Here is a 24,062-nt window from a genome sequence, read left to right as displayed (position 1 = left end):
GCGTGCGACGCCTCAGGTCTTGACGATCTGGTCGACGCCGACGCCCTGCCCGCGCAGGGTGGCCCAGATCAAGCCGAGATCGCCAACGAAACTTTGGGACTTCACGTATTGGGCATCGAGCTCGGCGAGCCGACCCGGGTCCGACATGTCGACGCCGCGAACCTGGGCCAGCCCGGTGATGCCGGGACGTACGTTGAACACGCCGAGCTCGCGTCGCGCCTCGACAAGCTCGACTTGCGACGGCAGGCACGGCCGCGGACCGACCAGGCTCATGTCTCCGGCCAATACGTTGAAGGCCTGCGGCAGTTCATCGACCTTGAAACGCCGCATGTGATAGCCCAGTCGCGTGACCTTCGCCGCCGAGACCTGATGGGTCGGAAGATCGCCCGTGTCCGAGGCCATGGTCCGGAATTTGTAGCAGGTGAATGGCTGTCCGTTCCTGCCGACGCGAACCTGCCGGAAAATCGCATCTCCCCGGCTATCGAGCCGGATGGCAGCGGCGACAATCAGGAAGATCGGCCAGAGCAGGAGGAGAAGCGCCGCGCTGATCGCTACATCGAGCAGACGCTTCATCGTTGAGACGCCTGCACCATCGCGCGCAATCCATCTTTTGTTTGCACGCGAGGAGACCACCCGACGCTCTGAAGATCAGCCGAACTTGCGACCAGCTCGCGTCCGATGCGATCCCAGAGCCCGCGGCGGCCGGCAGCAAAAACCAGCGCTCGCACTGCCGCCGGCGGGATCGGAACGAGATTGCGCGTCCGCCCGGACGCCTCGCGCATGGTGCCAATCATTTCCGCCAGAGTGATCGGCTCGGGATCACAGACAATGAAAGTGCGATTGATCGTGTCGGGATTTTCGAGACAGAACGTCACCGCCTGCACGAGATTGTCGATCGACAACAACGAGCGGCGGTTCGTGAAGGCCCCAAAGGGAAGCGGCAAAGGCAACGCCGCAATCTTCATCATCATGGCGATGTTGGCCTTCGCCCCCGGGCCATAGACGATGACCGGCCGCAGGATGGTGAACGGCACGCCGGAGTGGCGAACCTCCTCTTCCGCCGCAAGCTTGGCCCGGTCATAAGCCGTGATGGGCCACGGCTCGTCCTTCTCGGTGACAACATGGTCGGCGGCGGAGCCGGCCTGCGCACCAATCGACGACATGAAGATGATGCGCTTGATCCCGCGCTGCGCACAGGCCTGCACCAGGTGTGTCGTCGCCACGCGATTGGCCCTTGTGTACTGGCCACTGTCGATGTGAGTGCGATGAGCAATCGCAGCGAGGTGAATGACAACGTCGATGCCATCAAGAAGTGGCGTCCAATCCATCTCGCGCTCGAGATCGGGCAGCTCCGCCCATTCGCTTCCCGGCGCATTGCTCAGGTCGGTCGGCTTGCGCGACGCCGCGCGGACGAAGTGACCGTCGTTTGCCAGCGCATTGGTCACGGCAGACCCTATGAAGCCGGAGGCGCCGGTCACCAAAATCCGCAACGACATCCGCTCACTCGCCCCAACGGTCGAAAGGACAGAAGATTCCGCTCGGCCAGAATGTTCCACTACCTGCACGCGGCCCGTTCCCGGACGATAATTCCAGACATTCTCATCATCCCCCCGGCGCCGGCACAACCGTGGATGCCACGATTTGCTGCGCCGCAGCAGCAGGTGAAAACATCGAGCGACCCAATTCCCGCCCGCGCTCCGACATGGACTGCCGCAGCGCTTCATCATCCATAAGTTGTTCTGCGAGCTCCTTCAACTCGTTGACGGAGTTCCCCACATACACCTTCCCGACCTGCTCGGTCTCGATCAACGTCATCAGGTCGGTGCCCGGATTGACGCGCGCCAGAACCGGCACCCCATATTGCACGTAGGAGACGAATTTACCCGGAATATTGTGCGTTTTATGGTCCGGATGCAGCGCGACCATGCCGACGTGGCACTGCGCCAGAAGACCCGGAATCTCGCTCGAATCGATTTCGCCGAAGAACATCGCGTTGCTGAGATCGCGTGATGCCTTCTCGGCCTCGAGCCGGGCAAACTCGGTCCCGCGCCCCACGAACAGGAACCCGATATCCCTGCGGTCGCGCAGGCTGTGGATCAAATCGATGAAGATATCCATACCCTGGGCCACGCCCATATTGCCGATATAGACGAAGATCTTACGGCCGGCGAGCGGCGTGTTCTTCACCACGATGCTGCTGCCGATGTCGGGCGTCACCTCGAGCCAGTTGCGCAGCACCTCGATGCGGCGCGGGGGGCGTGCCCACTTCTTGAGGTAATGGAGATTGGACTCGGTCTGCACGCCGATCACCTGGGCGACGCTATACTGGAACGCCGCAATGGCCTTGAAGACCAGGTAGACCGGACCCCGCCGGACCAGGCCGAGGTCAACCGCCCATTCCGGAAAGATGTCGCGCAGGATGAGATAGGTCCGCGCCTTGGACGTTCCCTTCGATTTGCGCAGCAATTTCGCGATCAGCGGACCGAAGAAGATCGGTGGCGAATACCACACCAGAAGGTCCCAATTCGCCGAGGCAAACGGGCTGCGCCGGATGTTGAAATACATGGCGAAAGGCAGCCACATTTCGGCGATGGCGCGCCGGACGAACGAGGGCGAACGCGTCGGCGGGGCAGCCACACGCAACACCTCGACCCCGTCGAGCTGTTCCACAACCCACGGCTTATCCGACATCGGCGACGGAACGATGACCACCGGGCGATGCCCCTGCGCGGCAAACTCCCGTGAAAGATCCCGCAATTGCACCGCCGCGGACGTCCGCAGCGGCGGATAGTCCGTCGAGATCAGCGCAATCAGCAGGCCACGATTCATGTCATTGCTTCACAAGATCAGCGGCGGCGGGTCACCGCCGCTCGCTTCGAGGCTCAGAAAAAGTTCGTGATCTTGGTGCGGATCGCGTTCACCACCACGGACGAGGGCGAATAATCCTCCTCGAACTCGTAGCGCGCGCTCCAGGGCAGGCTGACCGCCAGCGTCACCGCCTCGACGATGTTCTCGGCCTCCATGCCTGAAACGATCGTGGCACCGCTTTCGAGCGTCTCCATGCGCTCCGTTGCCATGCGCAGGTTGACGTTGGGCACCTTGTAGAACAGCCCCTCCTCGGCCGCAGTGCCGGAGTCGGACAGCACCACGTAAGACTGCTTGAGCAACTGGTTGAAATCGTAGAAGCCGAGCGGCGCCATGATCCGGATGTTCGGCGGCACGTCGATGTTCTTCAGCTTGCTGGTCGTGCGCGGATGCATCGGGAAGATGATCTCGCGCTTGAGCCGCTGGTTGAGGACGCCAAGCGCCTTGAAGATGCTGGCGAGATTCTGCGGATCGTCGACGTTCTCGCTGCGGTGCGCCGTCACAAGGATGTAGCTCTTCGGCTCGAGGCCGAGGCGCTCGAGGATGTCGCTCTTCTCGATCTCCGGCATGAAGGCCCGCATCGCCTCGAAGGTCGTATTGCCGGTCACGATGATCTTCGAGGGGTGGATGCCCTCGCGCAGCAGGTTCTCGCGATGATAGTGATTGTAGGGCAGCAGGATATTGCTGATATGGTCGATCAGGATGCGGTTGCGCTGCTCCGGCATGCGGCGGTCCCACGCACGCAGCCCCGCCTCCATGTGGAAGATCTTGATGCCGCGGTGAGAGGCAGGCAGCACGCTCAGGCCGCTATAGGTGTCGCCGAGGATCAGCAGGGCGTCAGGCTTCACCTTCTCCATCAGGGCGTCGGACTTCTTGATCACGTCCGCGACTTCGGGGCCGTAGCCCGACGTGTCGATGTCCAGCTCGTAGTCCGGTTTCCTGAGCTTGAGATCCTTGAAGAAGAATTCGCGCAGCTCCGGCGTGAAATTCTGGCCGGTATGGACCATCACATGATCGAAATTGTAGTCGTCGAGCTTCTTCAGCGTCGACCACATCTTGATCATTTCCGGCCGCGTACCGAAAATCGACATCACCTTCATTTGCGTGTTCCGTATGGCTTTCGTTGAACCGGTACTCGAGCGTAAGACCTAGGCGTTGGACGGCGGGAAGATCGAGACCTCTGGCAACGGCAGGATCATCCGGCCGCCTTTCTCCAGATAGGCCGCGTTTCTCTTCCTGATCTCGTCGAAGAAACTCCAGGCGAAGACCAGGAGGTAATCCGGCGGGTTGTCGCTGCCGAGAATTGAGCTCGGATGAATCTGGAAGTGCGATTTCGGCGTGTAGAACCCCGCCTTCGCCGGAGCATCGTCGATCATGTAGTCGAGGTGGTCGTGACTGATGCCGCACCACTGGATCATGGTGTTGGCGCGACCTGATGCGCCATAGCCGGCGATGCGCTTTCCTTCGGCGCGCAGACGGTTCAACAGCCCGATCAGTTCATCGCGGTGAGCAGCAACCGTCGCGGAAAACGCCTGGAAGGTCTCGAAGCGATCGAACCCGCGCGCGCGCTCCTCCGCCTCGAGCGCCTTGACCGCAGGCGATACGGACGCGCTGTGCTTGCTGCCCTTCTTGCAGGTGTAGAAACGGATCGAGCCGGCGTGGATCGGGATCGGCTTGATGTCGAACACCATCATGTCGTAGCGGGCGAGATGGTTCATCACCGACAGCAGCGAGTAGTAATAGAGGTGCTCGTGATAGACCATGTCGTATTGCAGCTCGTCGATCACCTTGCCGAGATAGTGCACCTCGAAGGCGAACACGCCATCCGGACCGAGCGCTGCGGCAACCGCGCGCGTCGTGCCCTGGATATCGGGAATGTGCGCATAGACGTTGTTGGCCATGATCAGGTCGACGCCGCCATGCTCGGCGACGACGCTGCGCGCCACGCTCTCGGTGAAGTAGTCGTTGACCACCTTGATGCGCGAGTCGTTGATGGTCGCAACCACGTTGGAGGCCGGATCGACGCCAATCACGGTGCGGATGCCCTGGTCCGCGAGCGGACGCAGCAGCACGCCGTCATTGCAGCCGAATTCGAGCACCGTCGCCTTGGCCGGATCGAGGAAGCGCCTGGTGACCTCGCCGGCATAGTCGCGGAAATGATCACGCAGGGTGCCGATCGACGACGAGAAGTAGAAGTAGTCCTTGAACATCACGTCGGCCGGCACCTTGTCGGTCACCTGCACGGCGTAGCAGTCCTTGCAGAAGTGCAGGCGCATCGGAAAGGTGGGTTCGGTCGCAAACTGCTCAGGCTTGAGGAAGCCGCCCGCGAGGCCGACCCTGCCGAAATCCATCACCAGTCCGAGCCGCCGACTGTCGCAGAACGCGCAGCAAGGCTGGGCGGAATCACCCGGTTCCATCGCGAAAAGTCCCCTGTTCCCTGCCTTCGGCAGTGACCCTTGGCACAACCGTCGGTAACGGAAGTGCGAGGTAGCATAATCATTTCGTCAGGTCGATAACCCGGGAAAAGCTAGATCTCTGCGATTTCGCCGTCCGCGCCCCGCAGGTGCCGCTGGATGAAATCCAGCTTGAGCAGCAGCGCCTTGACGCCGGCAACGGTCAATCGTTCGGTATTATGTGACGTATAGTCGTCGAGGGTCGAAATCTCCCGCTGGCCGTCGGTGAAGTACATCGCATAGTTCAGATCGCGATTGTCGGCCGGGATCCGGTAGTAGCGGTCCATGTCCTGGACGCGGGCCATCTCCTCGCGAGAAACGAGCGATTCGTACAGTTTTTCGCCGTGGCGCGTGCCGACGATCTGGACCGGATTGTCGGCGTTGAAGAGCTCCTTGAGCGCCTGAACGAGGTCGGCGATCGTGGCTGCAGGCGCCTTCTGCACGAAGATGTCGCCCTGCTGTCCGTGCTCATAGGCGTGCAGGACCAGGTCGACGGAATCGTCGAGCGACATCAGGAAGCGCGTCATGTTCGGATCGGTCACGGTCAGCGGCTTTCCCGCCTTGATCTGCTGGACGAACAGCGGAATCACCGAGCCGCGCGACACCATGACGTTGCCATAACGGGTCGCACACAACAGGGTCTCGGACGGTGACTGCTGGCGCGCCTTCGCCACCATCACCTTCTCCATCAGCGCCTTGGTCTGCCCCATGGCGTTGATCGGATAGACCGCCTTATCGGTCGAGAGCACGACCACCTTCTCGACATTGTTGGCGATCGCCGCGCTCATGACGTTCTCGGTACCGAGAACGTTGGTGCGCACCGCCTCCAGCGGATAGAATTCGCAAGACGGCACCTGCTTCAGCGCGGCGGCGTGAAACACGTAGTGCGCGCCCTTCAGCGCCTGATGAATGGAATCGTAGGCGCGCACGTCGCCGATGTAGAATTTCAGGCGGCTGTTGTTGAACGCCGTGCGCATCTCCTCCTGCTTCTTCTCGTCGCGGCTGAAGATGCGTATCTCCGCAACGTCCGTCGACAGGAAGCCCCTGAGGATGTGCTGGCCGAACGATCCCGTTCCGCCCGTGATGACTACAATCTTATCCTTGAACATCGCGCCCCACCGAACTGAATTTGTCGCGGTACATTGCATCAACCAGCGCCGGCCAATCCGGCGGCTTGTATCCGGTCGCCCGCTCGAAACGGTCTGCGACCAGCGAGCGATCCGGTGCCGCCCGATCGTCAGCTATCAGATTGATGCTTTTGCCGTAACGCTGGGCAACCAGCAATAGCAGATCGAACTTCGAGATCGGCCGGGTCGCAACGTGATAGATGCCGCTAAGGTCCGGCCGCGGGATGACGACATCCCGGATCATATCCGCCAGCACGATGGTCGGGAAGCCGGAGAAGATCGCGCGGGTGAAGGCGCGACATTCGCCCTGCTGCGACAGGAACCATTCCAGCAACCCGCTGCCGCCTTGCAACTCGTGGCCGATGATGGAGGTCCGCAGGGTGACGGCGTGCGGCGCGTCGACTTCGCCGAGAAACTTGGACGCCCCGTAGACGTCATCGGCATCCGGCACGTCGGCCTCGGTATAGGCGCCGCGGTGGCCCGCGAACACGCCATCCGAGCTGATCTGGACGAGACGGGCCCCGGCGCTCCTGCACAGATACGACAGGCGTTGCGGCAGCACCGCGTAGATCGCAACCGACCGCATGGGGTCGGCGGGTGCAGGCCGGCCAACCGCGATGCAATTGACGACGACATCGGGGCGCACCGCATCGAACAGCTCCGCCTGCTGTCCGGGATCCTCGACGTTGCCGACCACGGCGAGACGCCCAGCATCCAAGGGATCGAACAGCTTGCGGGCCGCGTCCTGCCGCACTGTTCCTGTCACCTGCGCACCGGACATCCGCGACAGGCTGCGAAACACCGCATTGCCGAGCAGACCGGTGGCTCCGAGCACGAGCACCTTCACGGCATGCTCCGTCGAGACCCGGACATCATGCGACCTGGACCAGGCTCTGAAGCAGCTGGTCGCGTTCCTTGATGGTCGGGTAATTCACCAGCACGGCGCGGTAGACGCCCTTGAAGACGAACAGGCTGCCGGCCGCGATGCCGATGACGCCGAAATTGCGGATCAGCTCCTCGATATGGGCGAGCGAGCCGGCGCCGCCCAGGATGGTGACCGGCACCTTCGAAGCTGCATTGATCTGCCGCGCGAGTTCGAGATCGTAGCCCTTCATCTGGCCGTCCTTCTCGATCGCGTTGACCACGATCTCTCCGGCCCCGAATTTTTCGGCTTCGGCAGCGACTTCGAGCATGGTCCGCCCGGTGTTGACCTTGGCGTTGTGGGTCCAGACCTCGTAGACACCGCCACGCGGACGCGGCTTGACGTCGAGGACGACGACGACGCTCTGGCTGCCGACCGCTTCGGCGGCGTCGGCGATCAGCTTCGGATTGGCGACCGCAGCCGAGCTGATCGACACCTTCTCGATGCCGAGACCGATGATGGTCTTGACCTGCTCCACCGTCTTCACGCCACCGCCGTAGCAGAGCGGCATGCGAGATTCGACGGCGAGGTTCTCGAGCATGCGATAGTCGGGCTCATGGCCGCGCACGGTCGCGTCGATGTCGTAGACCGCAAGCTCGTCGACCAGTTTCTCGTTGAAGATGCGGACGACGTTGATGGGATCGCCGACATATTTCGGATTCGAGAACCCGACCGTCTTGACGAGGCCCTTGTCCTGGACAAGCAGCGAGGGAATGATGCGGGGGCGCAGCACGGGTCAAAGCTCGGCGAAGTTCTTGAGGAGCCGCATGCCGTAATTGTGGCTCTTCTCGGGATGGAACTGGACACCGTAGATGTTGTTCGAGCCCACGGCACAATTGAAGGCCATGCCGTATTCGGACGTGGCCAGGACGTTGTCGTTGGAGGCGCAATCGAAATAGTAGGAATGCAGGAAATAGAAGCGGGAGTCCTGCTCGAGACCGTCGAACAGCCGCACGCCGTTCTTCGGCACCACGTCATTCCAGCCCATGTGCGGCAGGCGCGCCGGGCGCGGCAGCCGGCTCTCGTCGAAGCGTCGAACCCGCCCCTCGATCCAACCGAGCCCGGCGAGCTTTCCCTCGTCGCTCGAGCCGGCCAGCATCTGCATGCCGACGCAGACGCCGAGAACAGGAACCTTCCGGTTCATCACGAGATCATCGACCACCTCGCGCATGCCCGAGGCGTCGAGCAGCTCGATGGCGTGGTCGAAGGCCCCGACCCCCGGCAGAATCAGCTTCGTCGCACCATCGAGGTCGGCAGCGCCGGTCGCGATCTTCGCCGGGACGTTCATCCGCTTGTAGAGATTGGCGAAGGCCTGGACGTTGCCGAGCCCGTAATTGATGATGGTGATCATCGGAAAATCCGGTTGTCCAATCCGAGCACGTTCGAGATCTTGGCACCGAGGGTGATCATGAAAAGGTTGTTCTTGTAGTCGTGGAACGACTTGTTCTTGCCGTCGAAGATTTCCTGGAATTCGGCAACGGTCCAGCCGAGCTTGGTCGCCACATACTCGAATTCGTGGCGCAGCGTCTCCTCGTCGAGCTCGGGCTTTTCGAGGCGCTTGAGCGCTTCGTCACGCGTCATCTGACCGGTGAGGATCTCGCTCGAGAAATAGGCCCGGCGCTTGTCGTAGCCGAACTTCCGCGGGGTCCAATAGGCTTCATAGAAGCGGGTGAAGCGCGACTCGTAGTGCTTCTGCGGATAGGGCTGCCAGCCGAACTTCTCGGTCAACTCGCGGATCGCATCCTTCTTGATGAAGGGAACGCTGTCCAGCAGCTTGATGACCCGCATGCCCTTCACCAGCCGATAATACAGCCGGTACTTCAGGATATCGCAGGTCGGAAACGTCTTTAGCTCGCGCGTGCCGAACTTCTTGTGGATGTCGTGCACATGCACCATGTCGGTCGAGAAATAGGTCCACTCGATCGATTCGCGCACGCACTCGGTCGAGTTGTTGCCGCCCGTAATGACGTATTTGAAGCCGTTCTTGGCGGCGAAATTGTACATCGCCGAGAACAGCGCAAGATCCTGCGGCTGGTCCTGGAAGGCGACCTGGGACAGGAAGAAGGCACGCTGCAGGTCCTTCATCTCCTCCCAATTGACCACTTCGGTCACGAGATCGAGGTGCAGGCCTTCGATGATCTTCTGGATGTTGCTGACGCCGAGATCGGAGTTCCAACCGGTGTCGCAATGGAACATCAGAGGCCGCAGGCCGAACTTTTCCTTGGCGACGTAAGTGACATAGGAGCTGTCGAGACCGCCGCTGATGCCGATGATACAGTCGTGGTCGCGGCCCTTGCCTTCTTCCTTGATCTTCTCGATCAGCGGCATGATCTCCTGGGTGCCGCGTTCATCGGGATGCCAGTTCGGCTTGATGTTCTCGTGAAAATTGCAGCAGTACTGGCACCAGCCGCGCCCATCGAACTGAAGCGTCGAGTCGCTGGTGTCCATGACGCAATTTGCGCAGATCTGGTAGGGTCGGACCGCCATTCGGGAATGCTCTAAGAAACTCGTGTTCCGGGTTACGCCGTTTCGGATCGCCAGGGGACGTTGTCCCCTTTAGTCGGTCTGGCGTAGCAGATAAATACCTATTGCAGGCTGGACCCGCGCCTATTTTCGCGCCCGCGGCGTTATGCCCGGCTGGACAGCCGTTTCGGGGTGGGCATTCCACCCCCTCGACAGGGGAATCACGCCGACCGGCGGCGTCGCCCCGCCAACTCGGCCAGGCTACGAAGGAATATCCAGCGGGACCAGAGCTTGTAGGACAGCGGGCGATTCGACACCGTGCTGGTGGTATTGCTGCCATGCCGGCGCTTGCGGAGCGTCTTGTCGTCGATGTGGAGATTGGAGCCGATTTGGTTGGCCGCCAGGGCAATCCAGAGGTCGTGGGACTCAACATAGGCCGGAATCGGCACGATTAAGGGGACCAGCCTGCGCTGAAACGCCATGGCGCAGCCGAAATAGTTGGTCTTGCCGCGGAAAATCTCGACGATATTGCCCAAATGCTGTTTCGACGTCTGGGACGATACGCCGTCGAAAGCGACATCCAGTGGCCGCTCGTCCGCATCCATCCATTCGAAATTGCTCGACACCAGGGCCGCCCCCGACGTCTGCAGGCTCTCCACCATCCGTTTGAGCCGCCCCGGCAGCCAGATGTCGTCCTGGTCGGATAGAAAGATGATGTCGCCCCGGGCAAGCTCGATGGCCCGGCCGAACGAATAGACCTCACGTCGGTTGGCCGGGTTGCGATGGACCGCGATGCGGGTATCGCCGATGCCCTCAATGACCTCCACCGTGCGGTCGCGCGAGCAATCGTCGACAACGATGACCTCGTCGCCTGGACCGACCTGTTCGAGAATCGAGCGCAACTGCCGCTCGATATAGGCCTCGCCTTGATACGTCGCGATGCAGACGCTGACCGTCATTTCGGCGCCCCTGCCAGGCACGAAACGCGGCTAAAACCAGTCCAGATCAACCACATGCACATCATCATCACCAGGACGCCATAATGCCCTAGCAGTTGGGCATGCAAAACCAAATAGCGATTGTTGGACGTCGACAGTTCCGTTAAGCCGTCCGCAGATCGTTGCAACGCAAATTGGCGAATGAATTCAGGCTTTCTGACCTCGAACTTGCGAAAGCTGGCGAACCGCAACGCGATCGGGGCCGCCACCGCCCTGACGATGCAGATCGCGGGCGCCGCATTGTCGCTTCTGGTGAGCCTGCTGCTGGCCAAGCTGATCGGGGCCGCAGGCCTCGGTCTTTACTTCCTGAGCGTGACAAGCACCGAGATATTTTCGACAATTTCGCGGCTAGGGCTGGAGACGTCCGCCCTGAAATTCATCTCGATCGCGAACGCCTCCGGCGAGCCAGGAACCGTCGCAACCGTGTATCGCAAATGCGTCGGGATCGCAGCGCTTTCGGCTGCACTGATGGTGCTTCCGGCCTGGCTGATCCTGACCTGGACGCCGATCGGCGCGAGCGAACACGCTGCGTTCGCATCGCTGGTGCCGGTCCTGCTGGTTGCCCTGATCCCGGTGACCGTTCTGTCCGTACAAACGGAGGCCTTCAAGGCGCTCGGACGGCCCGGGATCGCCGTCTTCACTCAAACCGTCCTGCCCCAGTCGACGCTGCTTCTGCTGTCGATGGTCCTGGCCTGGCAAGGCCTGGCAACGACCTCCAATGTCATCGCTTCCTACGCCTGCGCATTCCTGCTCGCGATGCTTCTTGCGCTGCTGCGCTGGAAGGCTGCCGTCAAGAACGTCTGGCGGAAGGCGAACTTCTCGACCGCGGTCCTGCTGCGTACCAGTCTGCCGATCCTCATCGTGACCAGTCTGAACCTCGTGATGGCCTGGACCGACACGCTTGTCCTTGGAATTCTGTCGACCCCCGACCAGGTCGGCGTCTATGGCGTGGCACTTCGCGTTTCCATGACGAGCGCCTTCGTTCTGATCGCGATCGGCAGCGTCGTCACGCCGCAATTCGCCTCACTGCATGCCAGTGGACGACATTCGGAGCTGGAAGCGCTGGCCCGCCGAAGCTCGTTTTGGGCCACGGCCATGGCGTCGCCCCTGATCCTGATCTTCCTGCTCTTTCCTGCCGAAATCCTTGGTCTCTTCGGCCACCAGTTCGCGGTCGGGATCTGGCCGCTCCGGCTGCTTGCTCTGGCGCAGTTCGTCAATGTTTCGACTGGACAGCTCACTTCCCTGTTGATTATGACCGGCCACGAGAAGCTCATGCGCAACAACATGATCTTCTCGGCGATCCTGAACCTGGCGGGCAATCTTGTGCTGGTCCCCCCGCTCGGCGCACTTGGCGCGGCGATCAGCACGGCGATCTCGGTGTCGATGATGAAGATCATCGCCTGGTGGATCGTGCGGCACAAGCTTCAGATCAACACGGTCGGTTATCTGAAACTCAATTCCTCGAAGTGATGCCGGCGGACGTGCCGGGCAGTCACAGGCAGACAGAGACACATCATGCGGAACCCCGTGATCTTCATCGGAATGCACCGTTCCGGGACCAGCATGCTCGGACAGTTGCTGGAAAACCTCGGCATGTTCTTCGGCACGCAGAAGGACGAGAACAACGAGGCTCTGTTCTTCCAGGATTTGAACGAATGGCTGTTGAGCCAGTGCGGCGGCCGCTGGGACTACCCGGCGCCATTCAACGAATATTTCTGGCGCAACGACGACATCGTCAAATGGAGCGACATCTATCTTCGTAACCTCCTGGCCAGCCCGCGGTCGATCCAGTTTCTCGGGCTACGACGGTTTCTGTCGGGACGGATCGATGGCCTCGACGGCCCCTGGGGCTGGAAGGACCCGCGCAACACCTTCACGCTCCCGCTATGGCTGAAGATCTTTCCGAACGCGAAGGTCGTCTCCATCGAGAGGAATGGCGTCGACGTCGCACAATCCCTGTTCGCCCGGGAAGTCAGGCTTCTCAAGGAAGCGCCGGATTTTTATCGGCGCTACCGTGCGATCTTCTTCATCCATCCACGTCGCGCCGGCTTTGCCCACTCCCCGCGGTGCCTCTCGCTCGATGATGCGTTCTCGCTCTGGCAGGAATATACGACGCAGGCCGACGCCGTGACTGCCGGCCTGCCGCAAGAGCGCGTGCTGACGCTGCGTTACGAGGACGTGTTGGCCGAGCCCGTCAAATGGCTCACCAAGACCGCCGCGTTCTGCGATATGGATGCGTCGAACGCCCGGATCGAAGAAGCGGTCAAGAGCATCCGCGCGGACCGCGCTCAGGCCTATGAATCCAACCCCGAGCTCAAGAAGTTCGCGGCAGCGCACGCCGAGATCCTGGCGGCGCGCGGCTACGGAATTTCAGGCATGGCCTCGCCCGCCGTCAGCAGCAAATAAGAGCCTGCCTCCGATCGGCGCGCGCCGCAGATAATGGACAGCTCGCGCCCTTTCCTGCGAGCATGTCGCAGCCACTTCACAACGATATGCGTTTGATTGATAGTGGTCACCGGATGGCCATCTCGCAAAAGGGGCTAAGCGAATTGACCGGATCTGGGGAGCCAATCGGCGGAAGCACGGAAAGGGTTTTCAGCCAGGAGCTGGTGCTCGCCATTGTCGACCACATTTGGCTGCTGGCAATTGGACCGATCGTGATTGCCTTGGTCGCATATCTCGCCGCGTCGCTGGCACCGCATCAATATAGAAGCAGCGCCTTGTTGCGGATCGACAGGGCTACCGCCAAATCGATGGAGCAGTTTGTGACGTCGCCGCCCGTGGCGAACCAGATCCTCTCCAAGCACGGGGTCGGCGGCGATCTTCCCGATGCGCAAGCGTCGTTCCTCGCCCATCACTTCGGTCTCATCGACCCCGAACCGACGAGTTGGCGCGCCGGTGATCGTTTGTATCGCCTGGACGTCGACGATTCCGATCCCCGGCGCGCGCAAGCGATTGCGACAGATTTGATCCAGACATGGCTGGCCTCGACACATCCCCAGGGGAAAGCTCGCGAGTTTCTTGAAGCCCTGTTGGAGCGCAACAGGATTGCCGCCAACGAAAAAACGAGATTGATTGACCAGCTGGAAAGCGAGACGGCGAAACTCGTGGCGCCGAACGGCGCGTCCGGCGAACCGGCGAGCTACCTTTCCGTCCTGATCAGCAGAGGCGAGAATTGGGCGGCGGTGGACAGGCTGATCGCTCGATTGAAAGGCGTCACCGCGGACGTGGTTGTCGTTCCACCCAACCTGCCCCAAGCCGCGATGCCGACGCGTGCGAGAGGCATCGCCGTACTCTTCGGTGTTGCGGCCTTGCCATTGTTGCTGGTACTCGTCCTCCTGGGACGGTACCTGGCACCGGGACGATCGCCGTATCAGCCCCTTCGCCGCTTTCGACCGATGGCGTGATCGGACGAAGCATGCTCAAAAATCCCTTCCTTGTTTACATAGCAGCATTCGGAACGGCGATCGCCATCTATCAGCTTGGCTGGTCCGATCTCTATCCGCCGCTGACGTGGGATCTTTTGCTGTTCTTCGGCTTTACGTTTCTCGCTTCTGTACTGCTGGCTCGCTTGATCGGGCCGTTCATCAACCAGACGCAACACTACACTCCCGGTCTGCTGCCCGGCTATGCCACGTTGTTTGTGATCGCAACCTTCGTCGGCGACGTCATGCTCGGTGGCGGAATACCGCTCATCTTCGTGCTCCGCGGAGCCAAATTCTACGCGATCGAGGCAAACGCCACCCACCTCCACGCATTCACACTCTGGAGCACGTTCTCGGCCATACGTTTTGCCGATTTTCTTTATTCGCGTCGCTATCGCTACCTGGCCGAAGCTGCATTGCCCGTGATCTTCTACATCCTTCTCGTTTATCGCGGGCCCGCCCTCATGTGCCTGCTGTCCTGGATGTTCGTTTTCCTGATCTGGAAAGGCAGATTCAAGCGCACGCACATCGCGTTCGGAACGGCGGCCCTGGTGCTCGCCGGCTACCTCAACGGAGTCATGGGCGATGTCCGATCGCCGGGACAGGAAAGCGTTGGTGCGCCATCGGCCGCGTTCCAGGCTTCAGGAGTACCTCGAACCTATTTCTGGACGTATCTCTACGCGACCTCGCCGCTTGCGAATTTTCAGCTTGCGGTCAGCACGGTCTCACCCGGGCAAGGCGATGTCCTCGAATTCATCGCCAGCGATCTGTTGCCCGACACCCTGTCCAAGAAGATCTTGCCCATGCTCAACGACAAGGTCCAGACCGGAAGCGGTAATCTTGCCACGCGAGACGACCTCTACAGCTGGGATCTGCCGCAGATCGCTCCCGGCATCAACATCGCCACGTTGTTTGGACGATCCTACGGGTATTTCGGCTGGATCGGTCCGGTCATCATGTTCGCCACGCTGTCCGCGTTCATCATTCTCTACACAATCCTGATCCGCAATTCGCCCTATCGCGTGCCCGCGCTGGCGCTGCTGAACGTTCTCGTCGTCTTCTGCTTGTTCAACAACATGCTGGCGTCCGCCGCCATGCTCCCGCAGCTCATATGGCCGCTTCTGATCCCGCCTTGGCGGCATCGTGAGACACTCGTGAGCGATCCGGCCTCGGAGAAAATGCGCGCTGTCTGACCCAGAGCGAACGAGTCTCGCCGGGTCAGTCCGAACCCGGCGGCTCGCCCCAGAACGCCATCGGCTCGTAATCCGCATATGGCATCTCGCCGTATTTCGGCCTGATGCTCCAGCCGTTCTGCCGGATCCTGGTTTCAACGAACGCGCGGACCGAAACCGGCTGGCCCGAGCAGACATTCACCGGTCCACGCTCGGCCGGCTTGAGCGCAAGCGCGACCAGGCGGCGCGCGACCTCCTCGACCCGCAGATAGTCGCGCAATTGCTCGCCGCCCGACATCGGAAACTCCTCCCGCCCCGCGAGGGCTGCGGCCTTCAGTGACGGCCACAGCGACGTGGCCGGCTGATCGTCGCCATACATGTAGAACAGCCGCGCCCAGGTCAGGCGGAACGGACAGTCGACCTGCAGAGCCTGCAATCGCCGGCGAAGGGTGTCCTTGGCCGCGCCGTAAGGCGTGGTCGGATGCGTCTCCGCCGAGGCTGCCAGCGCTCCCGACTGCAGGCCATATTCGAGACAGGTGCCCGCCACCACGAGCGTGGAAAGGCCATTGCGGACGGCATTCTCGAGCACGGCAACGTGGCGCGGCAACTCGGTCTCGACGTGATATTGCGAGCGATAATTGGGCAGACCGCCCCAGGCGAGATGCAGCCACACGTCCGGACGATCGAGCGCGGCAAAACAGTCCGCCGGTGGATCGGCAAGATCGAGCGGCAGCCATCGAAGCTTTGCCGTCCCCGATTCCAGCAGCGCGCCTCCGGGTCGTCCGCTGGCGACGACTTCGACGTCGTGATGGGCAAGCTCGGCCAACACGTGCCGCCCGACAAAGCCCCGTGCGCCGGTAACAGCAACCTTCATCAGACCGTCCACAAGAGGCGCATCGTCGCCACCGCCCGCTCAGACAATATCCAGTGCCGGCACCGCCGTGACGAAACGAGCGTCCGACAAGCCCGCGCGGCGCAACTGGTCCATCACTTCGGATTTCAGATTCCACGGCAGGATCACGACGTAGTCGGGCCGCTCAGCGAGCAGCTTGGCTTCGTCGACGATCGGAATCCGGCTGCCGGGCATATATTTGTCCTGCTTCGCCGGATTGCGGTCGACCACATACGCGATGAGGTCGCGGCGGATACCCGCAAAATTCAGGAGCGTGTTGCCCTTGGCCGCCGCGCCATAGGCGGCCACGCGCTCGCCCGCGCGCTTCGCCTCGATCAGGAAGCAGAGCAGGTCGTCCTTCACCTTTTCGGCGCGCGACTGGAAACCGCTGTAGCCGGTTGCGGACGAAAGTCCGGCAGCGGTCTCGCGCGCCAGGAGCTGCGCGACACGGTCGGTGACCACATGGCTGCCGGATGCCGCGCGTTGCGTGAACACGCGCAAGCTGCCGCCATGGGTGGGCAATTCCTCGACATCGAACACCGCTAGCCCGTTGTGGCGGAAAATCTTCTCAAGCGCCGTCAGCGACAGATAGGAGAAGTGCTCGTGATAGATGGTGTCGAACTGGTTTTCCTCGATCAACCGCAGCAGATGCGGAAACTCGAATGTCGCAACGCCGCCCGGCTTCAGCAGATTGGTGAAGCCGGCGAGGAATCCGTTGATGTCGGGCACATGGGCGAGAACGTTGTTGGCCGCCATCAGATCGGCCTGCTTGCCCGCGGCCGCGAGCCGGGCGCCGACCTCGGCACCGAAAAACAGCTCCAGCGTCTCGATCCCCTTCTCGCGCGAGGCGCGCGCCGTGGAGGCGGTCGGCTCGATGCCGAGACAGGGGATGCCGCGACCCTTCACATATTGCAGCAGATAGCCGTCATTGGATGCGATCTCGACCACATGGCTGTCGCGCCCCAGATGAAAACGCTCCACCATGTCGGCAACATAGCGTTCGGCATGCTGCAACCAGGTCGTCGAGAAACTGCTGAAATAGGCGTAGTCCGCCGAGAACAGCTCGTCGGCCTGCGCAAAATCCAGCGTCTGCGTCAGCCAGCACTGCTCGCAGACCATGACCTTGAGCGGATACGTCTTCTCGGGCGCAAGCAAGCCTGCCGCGGACAGATAAGCGTTCGACGGCGGCGAGCTGCCGAGGTCGATCAGTTCGAGCTTGAGCCTGGCGGCGCAGTGCCGACAATTCATAGTGCTATTCCATCAAACGACGACGGCAACAGGGGATGGCGACGGTCGCGCTCTGACAACTCGGCCAGCGGCAGCGGCCACGCGATGCCGACGCGCGGGTCCTCAACGTGAATCGCGCCCTCGCTCGCCGGAGCATAGGCGCAACTGTGAAAATAGAGCAGCTCGCTGTCCGGCATCAGCGTCTGGAATCCGTGTGCAAACCCTTCCGGGATCAGCAACGCGCGGCCGTTGTCCTCGGACAATTCCACGCCGTGCCATTTCAGGAATGTCGGCGAGCCCCGGCGCAAGTCCACCGCCACGTCGAATACCTTGCCGCGGATGCAGTTGACGAGCTTCATTTCCGCGTGCGGCGGGTGCTGAAAATGCAGGCCGCGCACCGCGCCGCGCGCACGGGTCAGGGTCTGATTGATCTGGGCGATAGCTTGGCTCCAGCCGGCCGCAGCCAGCTCCTCGGCGCAGAACAGGCGGCTCAGAAAGCCGCGCGCGTCCGATAGACGGCCGCGCTCGACGAGCTTCAGGCCTGCAAGCGGCGTGTCGGTGATGACGAAGCGGCTCATGCGGACGGCCCCCGCGCGGCAACCATCTCGAAGTCCGCGATATCCTGAAGGCAGAGGCTTCGCGCGTCCTGCCGCTCCTCGCAGCGCCGGTACCAGGTCAACGTCCGTTCGACCGATTGTCCAAGCGGCCAGCGCGGCGCGATGCCGAGCGTATGCCGCACCTTCGCTGTCTCCAGCGCGAGCCAGCCGGCCTCATGAGGCCCTTCCTGTCCCCCTCCCCACGTCACCTCGCCCTTGCCGTAGGTTTGCCGGGCAAACTCCACGACGTGGCGGACGCTGGCCGCTTCGGACGTGTCAGGACCGAAATTATAGGAACCCGCGAGGTCCGGGCTCAGCCAAAGGCGCTCGGCCAGCCGCAGATATCCCGCCAGCGGCTCAAGGACGTGCTGCCAGGGCCGGAACGCATCCGGCCGCCGCACGATCAGGGACTGGTTCGTGCTCCAGGCACGCACCGCATCAGGGATCAGGCGGTCCTCCGACCAATCGCCGCCACCAATCACATTGCCGGCGCGGGCCGAGGCCAGCGCCACGCCGGCGTTGGCAAGATAGGCATCACGATAACTGGCGATGACGATCTCGGCGGCAGCCTTGCTGGCGCTGTACGGATCGTGCCCGCCCAAGGCATCTGTCTCCCGATAGGGATAGACGTGCTCGACGTTGCGGTAGACTTTGTCCGTGGTGATTGCGACCACCACGCGAACCGACGGCGTCGCACGAACGGCTTCCAGCAGGTTCGCAGTGCCCTGAACGTTGGTTGCGAACGTCTGCAACGGCTCGCGATAACTCGTCCGGACCAGCGCCTGTGCCGCGAGGTGCAACACCACTTCGGGCTTGGCGGCACGAACGCGCTCGGCGAGCAGCTCGGCGTCGCGGATGTCGATCGAATGACCTTCGATCAGCTCATCGACACCGGCGAGCTCGGCAAGACTGGGGGTCGTGGATGGCGGCAGGCTGACGCCGGTCACGCGGGCTCCGAGCCGGTGCAGCCAAAGCGCGAGCCAAGCCCCCTTGAAGCCGGTATGTCCCGTCAGCAGGACGCGCCGGCCCGCCCAGAATGAGGGATCGGGATTGATCTGCCCGGTCATCTACCAGATCTTCCACGGCGCCTTGCCGCTCGCCCACAGCTCTTCCAGCAAGTTCTTTTCCCGGAGCGTGTCCATCGGCTGCCAGAAGCCCTGGTGCGGATAGGCCATCAACTCGCCGCGCGCGGCCAGCTCGATCAAGGGCTGGTTCTCCCAGGACACCTGATCGTTGGCGATGAGATCGATGCAGGCGGGCGACAGCACAAAGAAGCCGCCATTGATTACGGCACCGTCGCCGCGAGGCTTTTCGGCAAAGGCCGTCACGCGATCTCCCGACCGCTGCAGCGCGCCGTATCGTCCCGGCGGAGTGACCGCGGTGATCGTCGCGAGCTTGCCGTGCCGGAGATGGAAGTCGATCGAACCGCGGATGTCGACGTCGCTGAGGCCATCACCATAGGTGAAGCAAAACGCGTTTTCGCCCCTAAGATGGTCGGCGACGCGCTTCAACCGGCCCCCGGTCATGGTGTCGTCGCCGGTGTCGATCAGCGTGACGCGCCAGGGCTCGGCTTTGCGCTGGTGAACTTCCATGTGGTTTTGCGTCATGTCGAACGTGACGTCGGACATATGCAGGAAGTAGTTCGCAAAATACTCCTTGATCACGTAGCCCTTGTAGCCGCAGCAAATCACGAAGTCGTTGACGCCGTGCGCTGAATACAACTTCAGGATGTGCCACAGGATCGGACGGCCGCCAATCTCGACCATCGGTTTCGGTTTGACGGAAGTCTCCTCGGAAATTCTGGTCCCGAGCCCGCCTGCTAGAATAACGGCTTTCACAAGTAGTATCCGGTTTGCCCTGATAGGGCAGGTAGTGCGTGGAATTGACGCGGATTGTCAATACCGGAACACTAATCGATAGTTCTGGTCAATGCACAGCTCCGCCAGCCATTTTTGGCAACCGGCGACCTCGATTTGCGGGCGCGGTGCGCGAGTGCGATGGGCTTCGATCAGCTGAATCTGGGCGGCGGGGGCCTGTCGTCGTCCCAGTTCCAGGGATGAACCCAGCTGAGCTTCTCCAGATATTGGCGATGGGCAGGGCCTGCCTCGCTGAAATTCACGGTGCGATTGTCCGCAACGATAAGGTTTTCCTGCTCCCCAGCCCTGAATGTGAAAGACGATCTCCATTCCGGAATGCGATAAACCCTGCCTTGCCGATCGATGACAACTGGCTGTAAGCCCTGCGTCAGGATCTGCTTCGTCATCGAGCGGCGACCGCTCTCGAATCCGTAGGTGTCGGATTTCGATTTGAAGCTTGGCAATTCGAGGGCAAGGAAGCGAGCCCGATCCATCATGAACGCGTTCGTTCGAAGATGGGGGTTGGGAAATCGACCGAAGCGATAATACCTGACCGCGTAGTCGAACGGTGCGGAGAGATACAGCCTGGCGGCACTTGCCCTGCCCGCGTGAGCGGTGCCGCCCTCCGGCTGCACGTGCTCGATGGATTGATGAAGCGTGGCCGGCAAGCCCAGCATCCTTCGCACCAGGAAAACCACCGTGGCCTCCGGGCCGGCAGTATTAGCTGCCCAGGAACCCGTCGCACCGACCACTCCGACTTCAGGGCGGTCCAAGGCCCGATCGAAATACTCGAGCCAGTTGTCAGCCAAAATCTGGCTGAACGTATTGAGGAACAAGAGACGGCGGTTGAGCACGAGCCTGGCTGCCTTCACGTAGGCGCCAACGTCGAAGCCGAGGTCGTCGACCTCCACGGCGTTGATGGGAACGCCGGCAAACAGCGCATTCGCCCTCGCCAGACTTTGCTGATCAGGAAATCCCTTGAAGACGACAATCAGATCGTGATCTCGGCCGGCGGGATGAGCAAGATAGCTCTCCAGGAAGCGACGGACCGGTCGCTCTCCCTCGGCGAAGCGACAAAGATAGATGACCCCTACGTCCCGCACGGCCGTTCCTGTATCCATCGATGCGGCATCCCGCACCTCGCTGTTGACCTACACAAGAGGCGGACCATCGCCAACCCGATTCAGTGCTTGTCGGCGGTTTCTTACCCCCGTATGTTCCGCCGCGGACGATCTCAGAGACCGGCGTCAGCTCTCGGCTCTCGATTCTCAGCCATCACAGCGCAAGCCCAGGTGACGGACGGCCAGGACGCCGTCTTCTTTCCGGAGTCAAATGAAGACTTTTCGCCGGTACTTGAACCGCAACTCCATTGGGGCTGCCAGTGTATTTTCCGCGCTGGTTGCCGGTGCGGGCTTCTCGTTCCTGTTCAATGTGCTGCTTGCCCGCGTGATTGGCGCCTCCGGCGTCGGGCTCTATTTCATCTCGACGACCATTATTGATATCGGGGCGACGGTCTCGCGCCTCGGCATGGAGAGCGCCGTTCTGCGCTTCACGGCCATCACCAACACGCAAGGCGACCGGGCCGGCCTCGCGGCGCTCTACCGAAGAAGCCTCGGGCTCGCCGTGGGCGCCGCAATCATCATTGCCATCCCCGCATGGCTGATCGTTTCCCTGATCGGCCTCGGGGGAAACAGAGCCGGCGAACTCCAAGCCATGCTTCCGCTGGTGGTTCTGTCGTTCGCACCCGTCGCGGTGCGGGCGATCCAGGCCGAGTTCTACAAGGGAATTGGCGCTCCCGGGACCGGCACCTTGATCCACTCGATGCTGCCGCCCCTCGTGTTGCTGATCGGGGGCGTGGTCCTCTGGTATCTCGCCGCGATCGATTTCCAGGCAGTGATGATCACCTACGTTGTCGTGGCCTTTGCTTGCATGCTCGTCGGCTTCGTGCTCTGGAGCCGGCGCCGGCCCGGCATCTGGCGGCAGCAAGGCGCGTTCGACATACGGCTCCTGCTGCGAACCAGCATGCCGTTGCTGTTCGTGAGCTTTGGATATCTGGCGATGAACTGGACCGATATTCTGGCTCTGGGCAGCTATGCTGATCCCAGCGAAGTCGGCTTCTACGGTGTGGCGCGGCGGCTCACGATCCTGACGACGACATTCGTGATGGCGTCGGTGAACAGCGTTGCCGGACCGCAATTTGCGGCCCTGCACGCTCAGCACGACGATGCGGCGCTGGCACGGCTGGCGCGTCAATGCACGTTCTCGATGCTGGCGGCCACACTCCCGGTCATATTGGCTCTTCTGATTTTCCCGGAGATCGTTCTGGGATTCTTCGGTCCACAATTCGAACAGGGAGCCTGGCCACTGCGGATCCTGGCGCTTGGGCAGCTGGTCATGATCGCAATCGGACCGGTCGAAACGCTGCTCATCATGACCGGCCACGGCAAGCAAATGCGCAACATCATCGGGGCGACGGCCGTCGCCAACGTCATTGGCAATCTGGTGCTGGTGCCCTCGTATGGAGCCGTCGGAGCTGCTTCCAGCACCGCTTTCTGCCTCGCCGCGATGGATGTCGCATGTCTGTTGATGGTGCGAAAAAAACTGAACATCACGACATGGAGCGCCCGGGTCCGACGGCCGGACGGTGAGCGGCATTCAGCCGCCGCGCCTTAAAACTCGCCTTAGGGCTCCTCCCGCCAATTCGCGGACGAGCGCCCGCCGGCTCATTCCGCGTGCATCCAGAAGCGACGGTACAGCTCCCACAGCGGAACCGCCGTTCGCCGCATTGGCGACATGTTGAGCGCCTCGATGAGCTTGAGCGGGAGCGACGCCCGGATCGAGGCAGCCATCGCGGGCTCGCGCTTGCCAAGCGATGCGACGAGCTTGTCCGCGGCCGCAGCATCGATCCTGCGGCCCATCTGGCACGCCTCCAACAGCGCCAGGATGTACAGGTTTCGATGATATCTCAGCATGAAGCCGGCAGCGTGCTTCGACACCACGGCCTGTGCGTCGCTATCCGACTGGACGTAGACGTCGAGGAAATCCGCGAACTGATTGAGCCCGGACAGCAAAGAAGGCCAGGCCGACGGCTGCGTGGTCGATTCCTTCCGCGGGTGCATTCGGATCGCGCAGAGGTCGGCCGGATCGAACGCCTTGTAGCCCCCCTGCATCAGGGACAACCACAGGGCATCATCCGCGAAGAATAGCCGCTCGAAATGTGGAATGCCGCCGATCCGATCATAATCAGCCGATCGCATGACGACGCCGGTCCCGCTGACGTCGCGCTGGTACGTGAGCCGGCCTTCCAAATATTGCGCGGGGGTCTCTCGTTCAGGGACCGGGCGACAGGCGCGAATCGTCTGGCCGACCGTGTCGATGAAGCGAAAGCCGGTCTGATAGAGCTTCGCGTCGGGGAACCGTCCGATGGCGCGATTGATGGTCAAGAGGAAATCGGGATCGAGCAGATCGTCGTGGCCGATCAACGTCATGTATTCGCGCTTCTCGACCCCGACAGCCCGCGCCCAGCTATCGACGATCGAAAGCGACGACGACGACCCGTACAGCCGAATGCGACTGTCTCCCAGGGACTTCAGCCAGGGAACGGTGTCGTCAGTGCTCTGATTGTCCAGGACGATGAGATCGAAATCCGGGTAAGTCTGGGCCAGAATGCTTTGGACACAGTCCTGGACATACGGCCAGCCGTTGCGAACCGGTAGGATAACACTAAAGCTCGGCACACTATTGAATCCACGGTCGCGCGCAGCACGCTGCTGAGAATATCGTACTCAATCTCGAGCGTCTCACCAAAAGACCGCTTTTCGGCACGGGACAGAATTCAGCGGCCAGCTTTGATATCCCCAACGTCGACACAAATGCAAGTTGCATGAGCGCAATTGAGTTGCTCAACTTGGCTCCTTCTGGTCCGAACATCTCGTTCATTCATCATGGGCGCCCTGCACGGCAAGAATGCCATCGAGAGACACGCTTTCACGAGGTCAATCGTGTCACAAGATTGCGGTTCGGTTTGGATAGATCTGCCTCAGTTGTGGCCGTGCCGTGGCTAAGC

General features: G+C 61.7%; 23 protein-coding genes. 5 read left to right on the top strand and 18 right to left on the bottom strand.

Going from position 1 to position 24,062, the window contains the following annotated elements:
* Window positions 1-12 precede the first annotated feature (12 nt).
* From ACWAT4_RS14155 to ACWAT4_RS14105, 11 genes are all read right to left on the bottom strand, one after another.
* Window positions 13-573 carry a sugar transferase gene (locus tag ACWAT4_RS14155; RefSeq protein ID WP_449730788.1) on the bottom strand — a complete coding sequence of 187 codons (561 nt, stop codon included), beginning with the start codon at window positions 571-573 and terminating at the stop codon, window positions 13-15.
* Window positions 570-1,496, bottom strand: a complete 927-nt coding sequence (locus ACWAT4_RS14150; RefSeq protein WP_449731211.1) for an NAD-dependent epimerase/dehydratase family protein — start codon at window positions 1,494-1,496, stop codon at window positions 570-572. Before ACWAT4_RS14150 ends, ACWAT4_RS14155 begins: the two co-directional genes overlap by 4 nt.
* A gap of 106 nt (window positions 1,497-1,602) precedes the next feature.
* On the bottom strand, window positions 1,603-2,829 hold the full coding sequence (locus tag ACWAT4_RS14145) for a glycosyltransferase family 4 protein (RefSeq protein ID WP_249149355.1): 1,227 nt from the start codon (window positions 2,827-2,829) through the stop codon (window positions 1,603-1,605).
* Between the two features lie 53 nt (window positions 2,830-2,882).
* Window positions 2,883-3,965, bottom strand: coding sequence for a non-hydrolyzing UDP-N-acetylglucosamine 2-epimerase (wecB, locus tag ACWAT4_RS14140; protein WP_449730787.1), 1,083 nt, complete (start codon window positions 3,963-3,965; stop codon window positions 2,883-2,885).
* Between the two features lie 48 nt (window positions 3,966-4,013).
* Window positions 4,014-5,282: a class I SAM-dependent methyltransferase gene (locus tag ACWAT4_RS14135; protein ID WP_212301252.1), complete on the bottom strand. Its 1,269-nt coding sequence runs from the start codon at window positions 5,280-5,282 to the stop codon at window positions 4,014-4,016.
* Between the two features lie 110 nt (window positions 5,283-5,392).
* The gene (locus ACWAT4_RS14130; protein WP_212301253.1) at window positions 5,393-6,427 is read right to left on the bottom strand and encodes a polysaccharide biosynthesis protein; all 1,035 of its coding nucleotides are present in this window, start codon (window positions 6,425-6,427) and stop codon (window positions 5,393-5,395) included.
* Entirely contained in the window at window positions 6,414-7,292 is an 879-nt protein-coding gene (locus tag ACWAT4_RS14125) for a dTDP-4-dehydrorhamnose reductase family protein (protein ID WP_449730786.1), read from the bottom strand. The genes ACWAT4_RS14130 and ACWAT4_RS14125 overlap by 14 nt, the downstream gene beginning before the upstream one ends.
* Window positions 7,293-7,317: 25 nt before the next feature.
* Entirely contained in the window at window positions 7,318-8,100 is a 783-nt protein-coding gene (locus tag ACWAT4_RS14120) for an AglZ/HisF2 family acetamidino modification protein (protein ID WP_449730785.1), read from the bottom strand.
* Between the two features lie 3 nt (window positions 8,101-8,103).
* Entirely contained in the window at window positions 8,104-8,718 is a 615-nt protein-coding gene (hisH, locus tag ACWAT4_RS14115) for an imidazole glycerol phosphate synthase subunit HisH (protein ID WP_212446625.1), read from the bottom strand.
* Window positions 8,715-9,854, bottom strand: coding sequence for an N-acetyl sugar amidotransferase (locus tag ACWAT4_RS14110; protein WP_212301257.1), 1,140 nt, complete (start codon window positions 9,852-9,854; stop codon window positions 8,715-8,717). Before ACWAT4_RS14110 ends, hisH begins: the two co-directional genes overlap by 4 nt.
* A gap of 197 nt (window positions 9,855-10,051) precedes the next feature.
* Window positions 10,052-10,789: a glycosyltransferase gene (locus ACWAT4_RS14105; protein ID WP_449730784.1), complete on the bottom strand. Its 738-nt coding sequence runs from the start codon at window positions 10,787-10,789 to the stop codon at window positions 10,052-10,054.
* Between the two features lie 180 nt (window positions 10,790-10,969).
* Between ACWAT4_RS14105 and ACWAT4_RS14100 the strand changes: the two genes are divergently transcribed.
* From ACWAT4_RS14100 to ACWAT4_RS14085, 4 genes are all read left to right on the top strand, one after another.
* On the top strand, window positions 10,970-12,298 hold the full coding sequence (locus tag ACWAT4_RS14100; RefSeq protein ID WP_212301259.1) for an oligosaccharide flippase family protein: 1,329 nt from the start codon (window positions 10,970-10,972) through the stop codon (window positions 12,296-12,298).
* Window positions 12,299-12,343: 45 nt separating this feature from the next.
* Window positions 12,344-13,234 carry a sulfotransferase gene (locus ACWAT4_RS14095; RefSeq protein ID WP_449730783.1) on the top strand — a complete coding sequence of 297 codons (891 nt, stop codon included), beginning with the start codon at window positions 12,344-12,346 and terminating at the stop codon, window positions 13,232-13,234.
* A gap of 113 nt (window positions 13,235-13,347) precedes the next feature.
* Window positions 13,348-14,235, top strand: coding sequence for a GumC domain-containing protein (locus ACWAT4_RS14090; protein ID WP_449730782.1), 888 nt, complete (start codon window positions 13,348-13,350; stop codon window positions 14,233-14,235).
* An 11-nt stretch (window positions 14,236-14,246) separates the two neighbouring features.
* Window positions 14,247-15,446, top strand: coding sequence for a hypothetical protein (locus ACWAT4_RS14085; RefSeq protein ID WP_212301262.1), 1,200 nt, complete (start codon window positions 14,247-14,249; stop codon window positions 15,444-15,446).
* Between the two features lie 25 nt (window positions 15,447-15,471).
* On the opposite strand, the gene ACWAT4_RS14080 is transcribed toward ACWAT4_RS14085, so the two are convergent.
* From ACWAT4_RS14080 to ACWAT4_RS14055, 6 genes are all read right to left on the bottom strand, one after another.
* Window positions 15,472-16,299, bottom strand: a complete 828-nt coding sequence (locus ACWAT4_RS14080; protein WP_449730781.1) for an NAD-dependent epimerase/dehydratase family protein — start codon at window positions 16,297-16,299, stop codon at window positions 15,472-15,474.
* A 39-nt stretch (window positions 16,300-16,338) separates the two neighbouring features.
* On the bottom strand, window positions 16,339-17,565 hold the full coding sequence (locus ACWAT4_RS14075; protein WP_449730780.1) for a methyltransferase domain-containing protein: 1,227 nt from the start codon (window positions 17,563-17,565) through the stop codon (window positions 16,339-16,341).
* Window positions 17,562-18,122, bottom strand: coding sequence for a dTDP-4-dehydrorhamnose 3,5-epimerase (rfbC, locus tag ACWAT4_RS14070; RefSeq protein WP_212301265.1), 561 nt, complete (start codon window positions 18,120-18,122; stop codon window positions 17,562-17,564). Before rfbC ends, ACWAT4_RS14075 begins: the two co-directional genes overlap by 4 nt.
* The gene (gene rfbG, locus ACWAT4_RS14065; protein ID WP_449730779.1) at window positions 18,119-19,207 is read right to left on the bottom strand and encodes a CDP-glucose 4,6-dehydratase; all 1,089 of its coding nucleotides are present in this window, start codon (window positions 19,205-19,207) and stop codon (window positions 18,119-18,121) included. Before rfbG ends, rfbC begins: the two co-directional genes overlap by 4 nt.
* Window positions 19,208-19,978, bottom strand: coding sequence for a glucose-1-phosphate cytidylyltransferase (rfbF, locus tag ACWAT4_RS14060; protein WP_212301267.1), 771 nt, complete (start codon window positions 19,976-19,978; stop codon window positions 19,208-19,210).
* A gap of 170 nt (window positions 19,979-20,148) precedes the next feature.
* Window positions 20,149-21,117: a hypothetical protein gene (locus tag ACWAT4_RS14055; protein ID WP_449730778.1), complete on the bottom strand. Its 969-nt coding sequence runs from the start codon at window positions 21,115-21,117 to the stop codon at window positions 20,149-20,151.
* 310 nt (window positions 21,118-21,427) lie between these two features.
* On the opposite strand from ACWAT4_RS14055, the gene ACWAT4_RS14050 reads away from it, so the two are divergent.
* Window positions 21,428-22,669, top strand: a complete 1,242-nt coding sequence (locus ACWAT4_RS14050) for an oligosaccharide flippase family protein (RefSeq protein WP_449730777.1) — start codon at window positions 21,428-21,430, stop codon at window positions 22,667-22,669.
* A gap of 50 nt (window positions 22,670-22,719) precedes the next feature.
* Here the strand turns inward: ACWAT4_RS14050 and ACWAT4_RS14045 are convergent, their stop codons facing one another.
* Window positions 22,720-23,733 carry a glycosyltransferase family 2 protein gene (locus tag ACWAT4_RS14045; protein WP_449730776.1) on the bottom strand — a complete coding sequence of 338 codons (1,014 nt, stop codon included), beginning with the start codon at window positions 23,731-23,733 and terminating at the stop codon, window positions 22,720-22,722.
* Window positions 23,734-24,062 lie beyond the last annotated feature (329 nt).

The organism is Bradyrhizobium sp. T-1, from assembly GCF_053592855.1.
This window is presented reverse-complemented; position numbering and strand designations above follow the sequence as displayed.

Excerpts from the sequence above, each read along its gene's own strand:
- ACWAT4_RS14095 (WP_449730783.1), top strand. The coding sequence starts at position 12,344 with ATGCGGAACCCCGTGATCTTCATCGGAATGCACCGTTCCGGGACCAGC.
- ACWAT4_RS14100 (WP_212301259.1), top strand. The coding sequence starts at position 10,970 with ATGAATTCAGGCTTTCTGACCTCGAACTTGCGAAAGCTGGCGAACCGC.
- hisH (WP_212446625.1), bottom strand. The coding sequence starts at position 8,718 with ATGATCACCATCATCAATTACGGGCTCGGCAACGTCCAGGCCTTCGCC.
- ACWAT4_RS14135 (WP_212301252.1), bottom strand. The coding sequence starts at position 5,282 with ATGGAACCGGGTGATTCCGCCCAGCCTTGCTGCGCGTTCTGCGACAGT.
- ACWAT4_RS14075 (WP_449730780.1), bottom strand. The coding sequence starts at position 17,565 with ATGAATTGTCGGCACTGCGCCGCCAGGCTCAAGCTCGAACTGATCGAC.
- ACWAT4_RS14155 (WP_449730788.1), bottom strand. The coding sequence starts at position 573 with ATGAAGCGTCTGCTCGATGTAGCGATCAGCGCGGCGCTTCTCCTCCTG.
- ACWAT4_RS14150 (WP_449731211.1), bottom strand. The coding sequence starts at position 1,496 with ATGTCGTTGCGGATTTTGGTGACCGGCGCCTCCGGCTTCATAGGGTCT.
- ACWAT4_RS14080 (WP_449730781.1), bottom strand. The coding sequence starts at position 16,299 with ATGAAGGTTGCTGTTACCGGCGCACGGGGCTTTGTCGGGCGGCACGTG.
- ACWAT4_RS14055 (WP_449730778.1), bottom strand. The coding sequence starts at position 21,117 with ATGGATACAGGAACGGCCGTGCGGGACGTAGGGGTCATCTATCTTTGT.
- wecB (WP_449730787.1), bottom strand. The coding sequence starts at position 3,965 with ATGAAGGTGATGTCGATTTTCGGTACGCGGCCGGAAATGATCAAGATG.
- rfbG (WP_449730779.1), bottom strand. The coding sequence starts at position 19,207 with ATGACCGGGCAGATCAATCCCGATCCCTCATTCTGGGCGGGCCGGCGC.
- ACWAT4_RS14145 (WP_249149355.1), bottom strand. The coding sequence starts at position 2,829 with ATGAATCGTGGCCTGCTGATTGCGCTGATCTCGACGGACTATCCGCCG.
- ACWAT4_RS14130 (WP_212301253.1), bottom strand. The coding sequence starts at position 6,427 with ATGTTCAAGGATAAGATTGTAGTCATCACGGGCGGAACGGGATCGTTC.
- ACWAT4_RS14085 (WP_212301262.1), top strand. The coding sequence starts at position 14,247 with ATGCTCAAAAATCCCTTCCTTGTTTACATAGCAGCATTCGGAACGGCG.
- ACWAT4_RS14110 (WP_212301257.1), bottom strand. The coding sequence starts at position 9,854 with ATGGCGGTCCGACCCTACCAGATCTGCGCAAATTGCGTCATGGACACC.
- rfbC (WP_212301265.1), bottom strand. The coding sequence starts at position 18,122 with ATGAGCCGCTTCGTCATCACCGACACGCCGCTTGCAGGCCTGAAGCTC.
- ACWAT4_RS14090 (WP_449730782.1), top strand. The coding sequence starts at position 13,348 with ATGGCCATCTCGCAAAAGGGGCTAAGCGAATTGACCGGATCTGGGGAG.
- ACWAT4_RS14105 (WP_449730784.1), bottom strand. The coding sequence starts at position 10,789 with ATGACGGTCAGCGTCTGCATCGCGACGTATCAAGGCGAGGCCTATATC.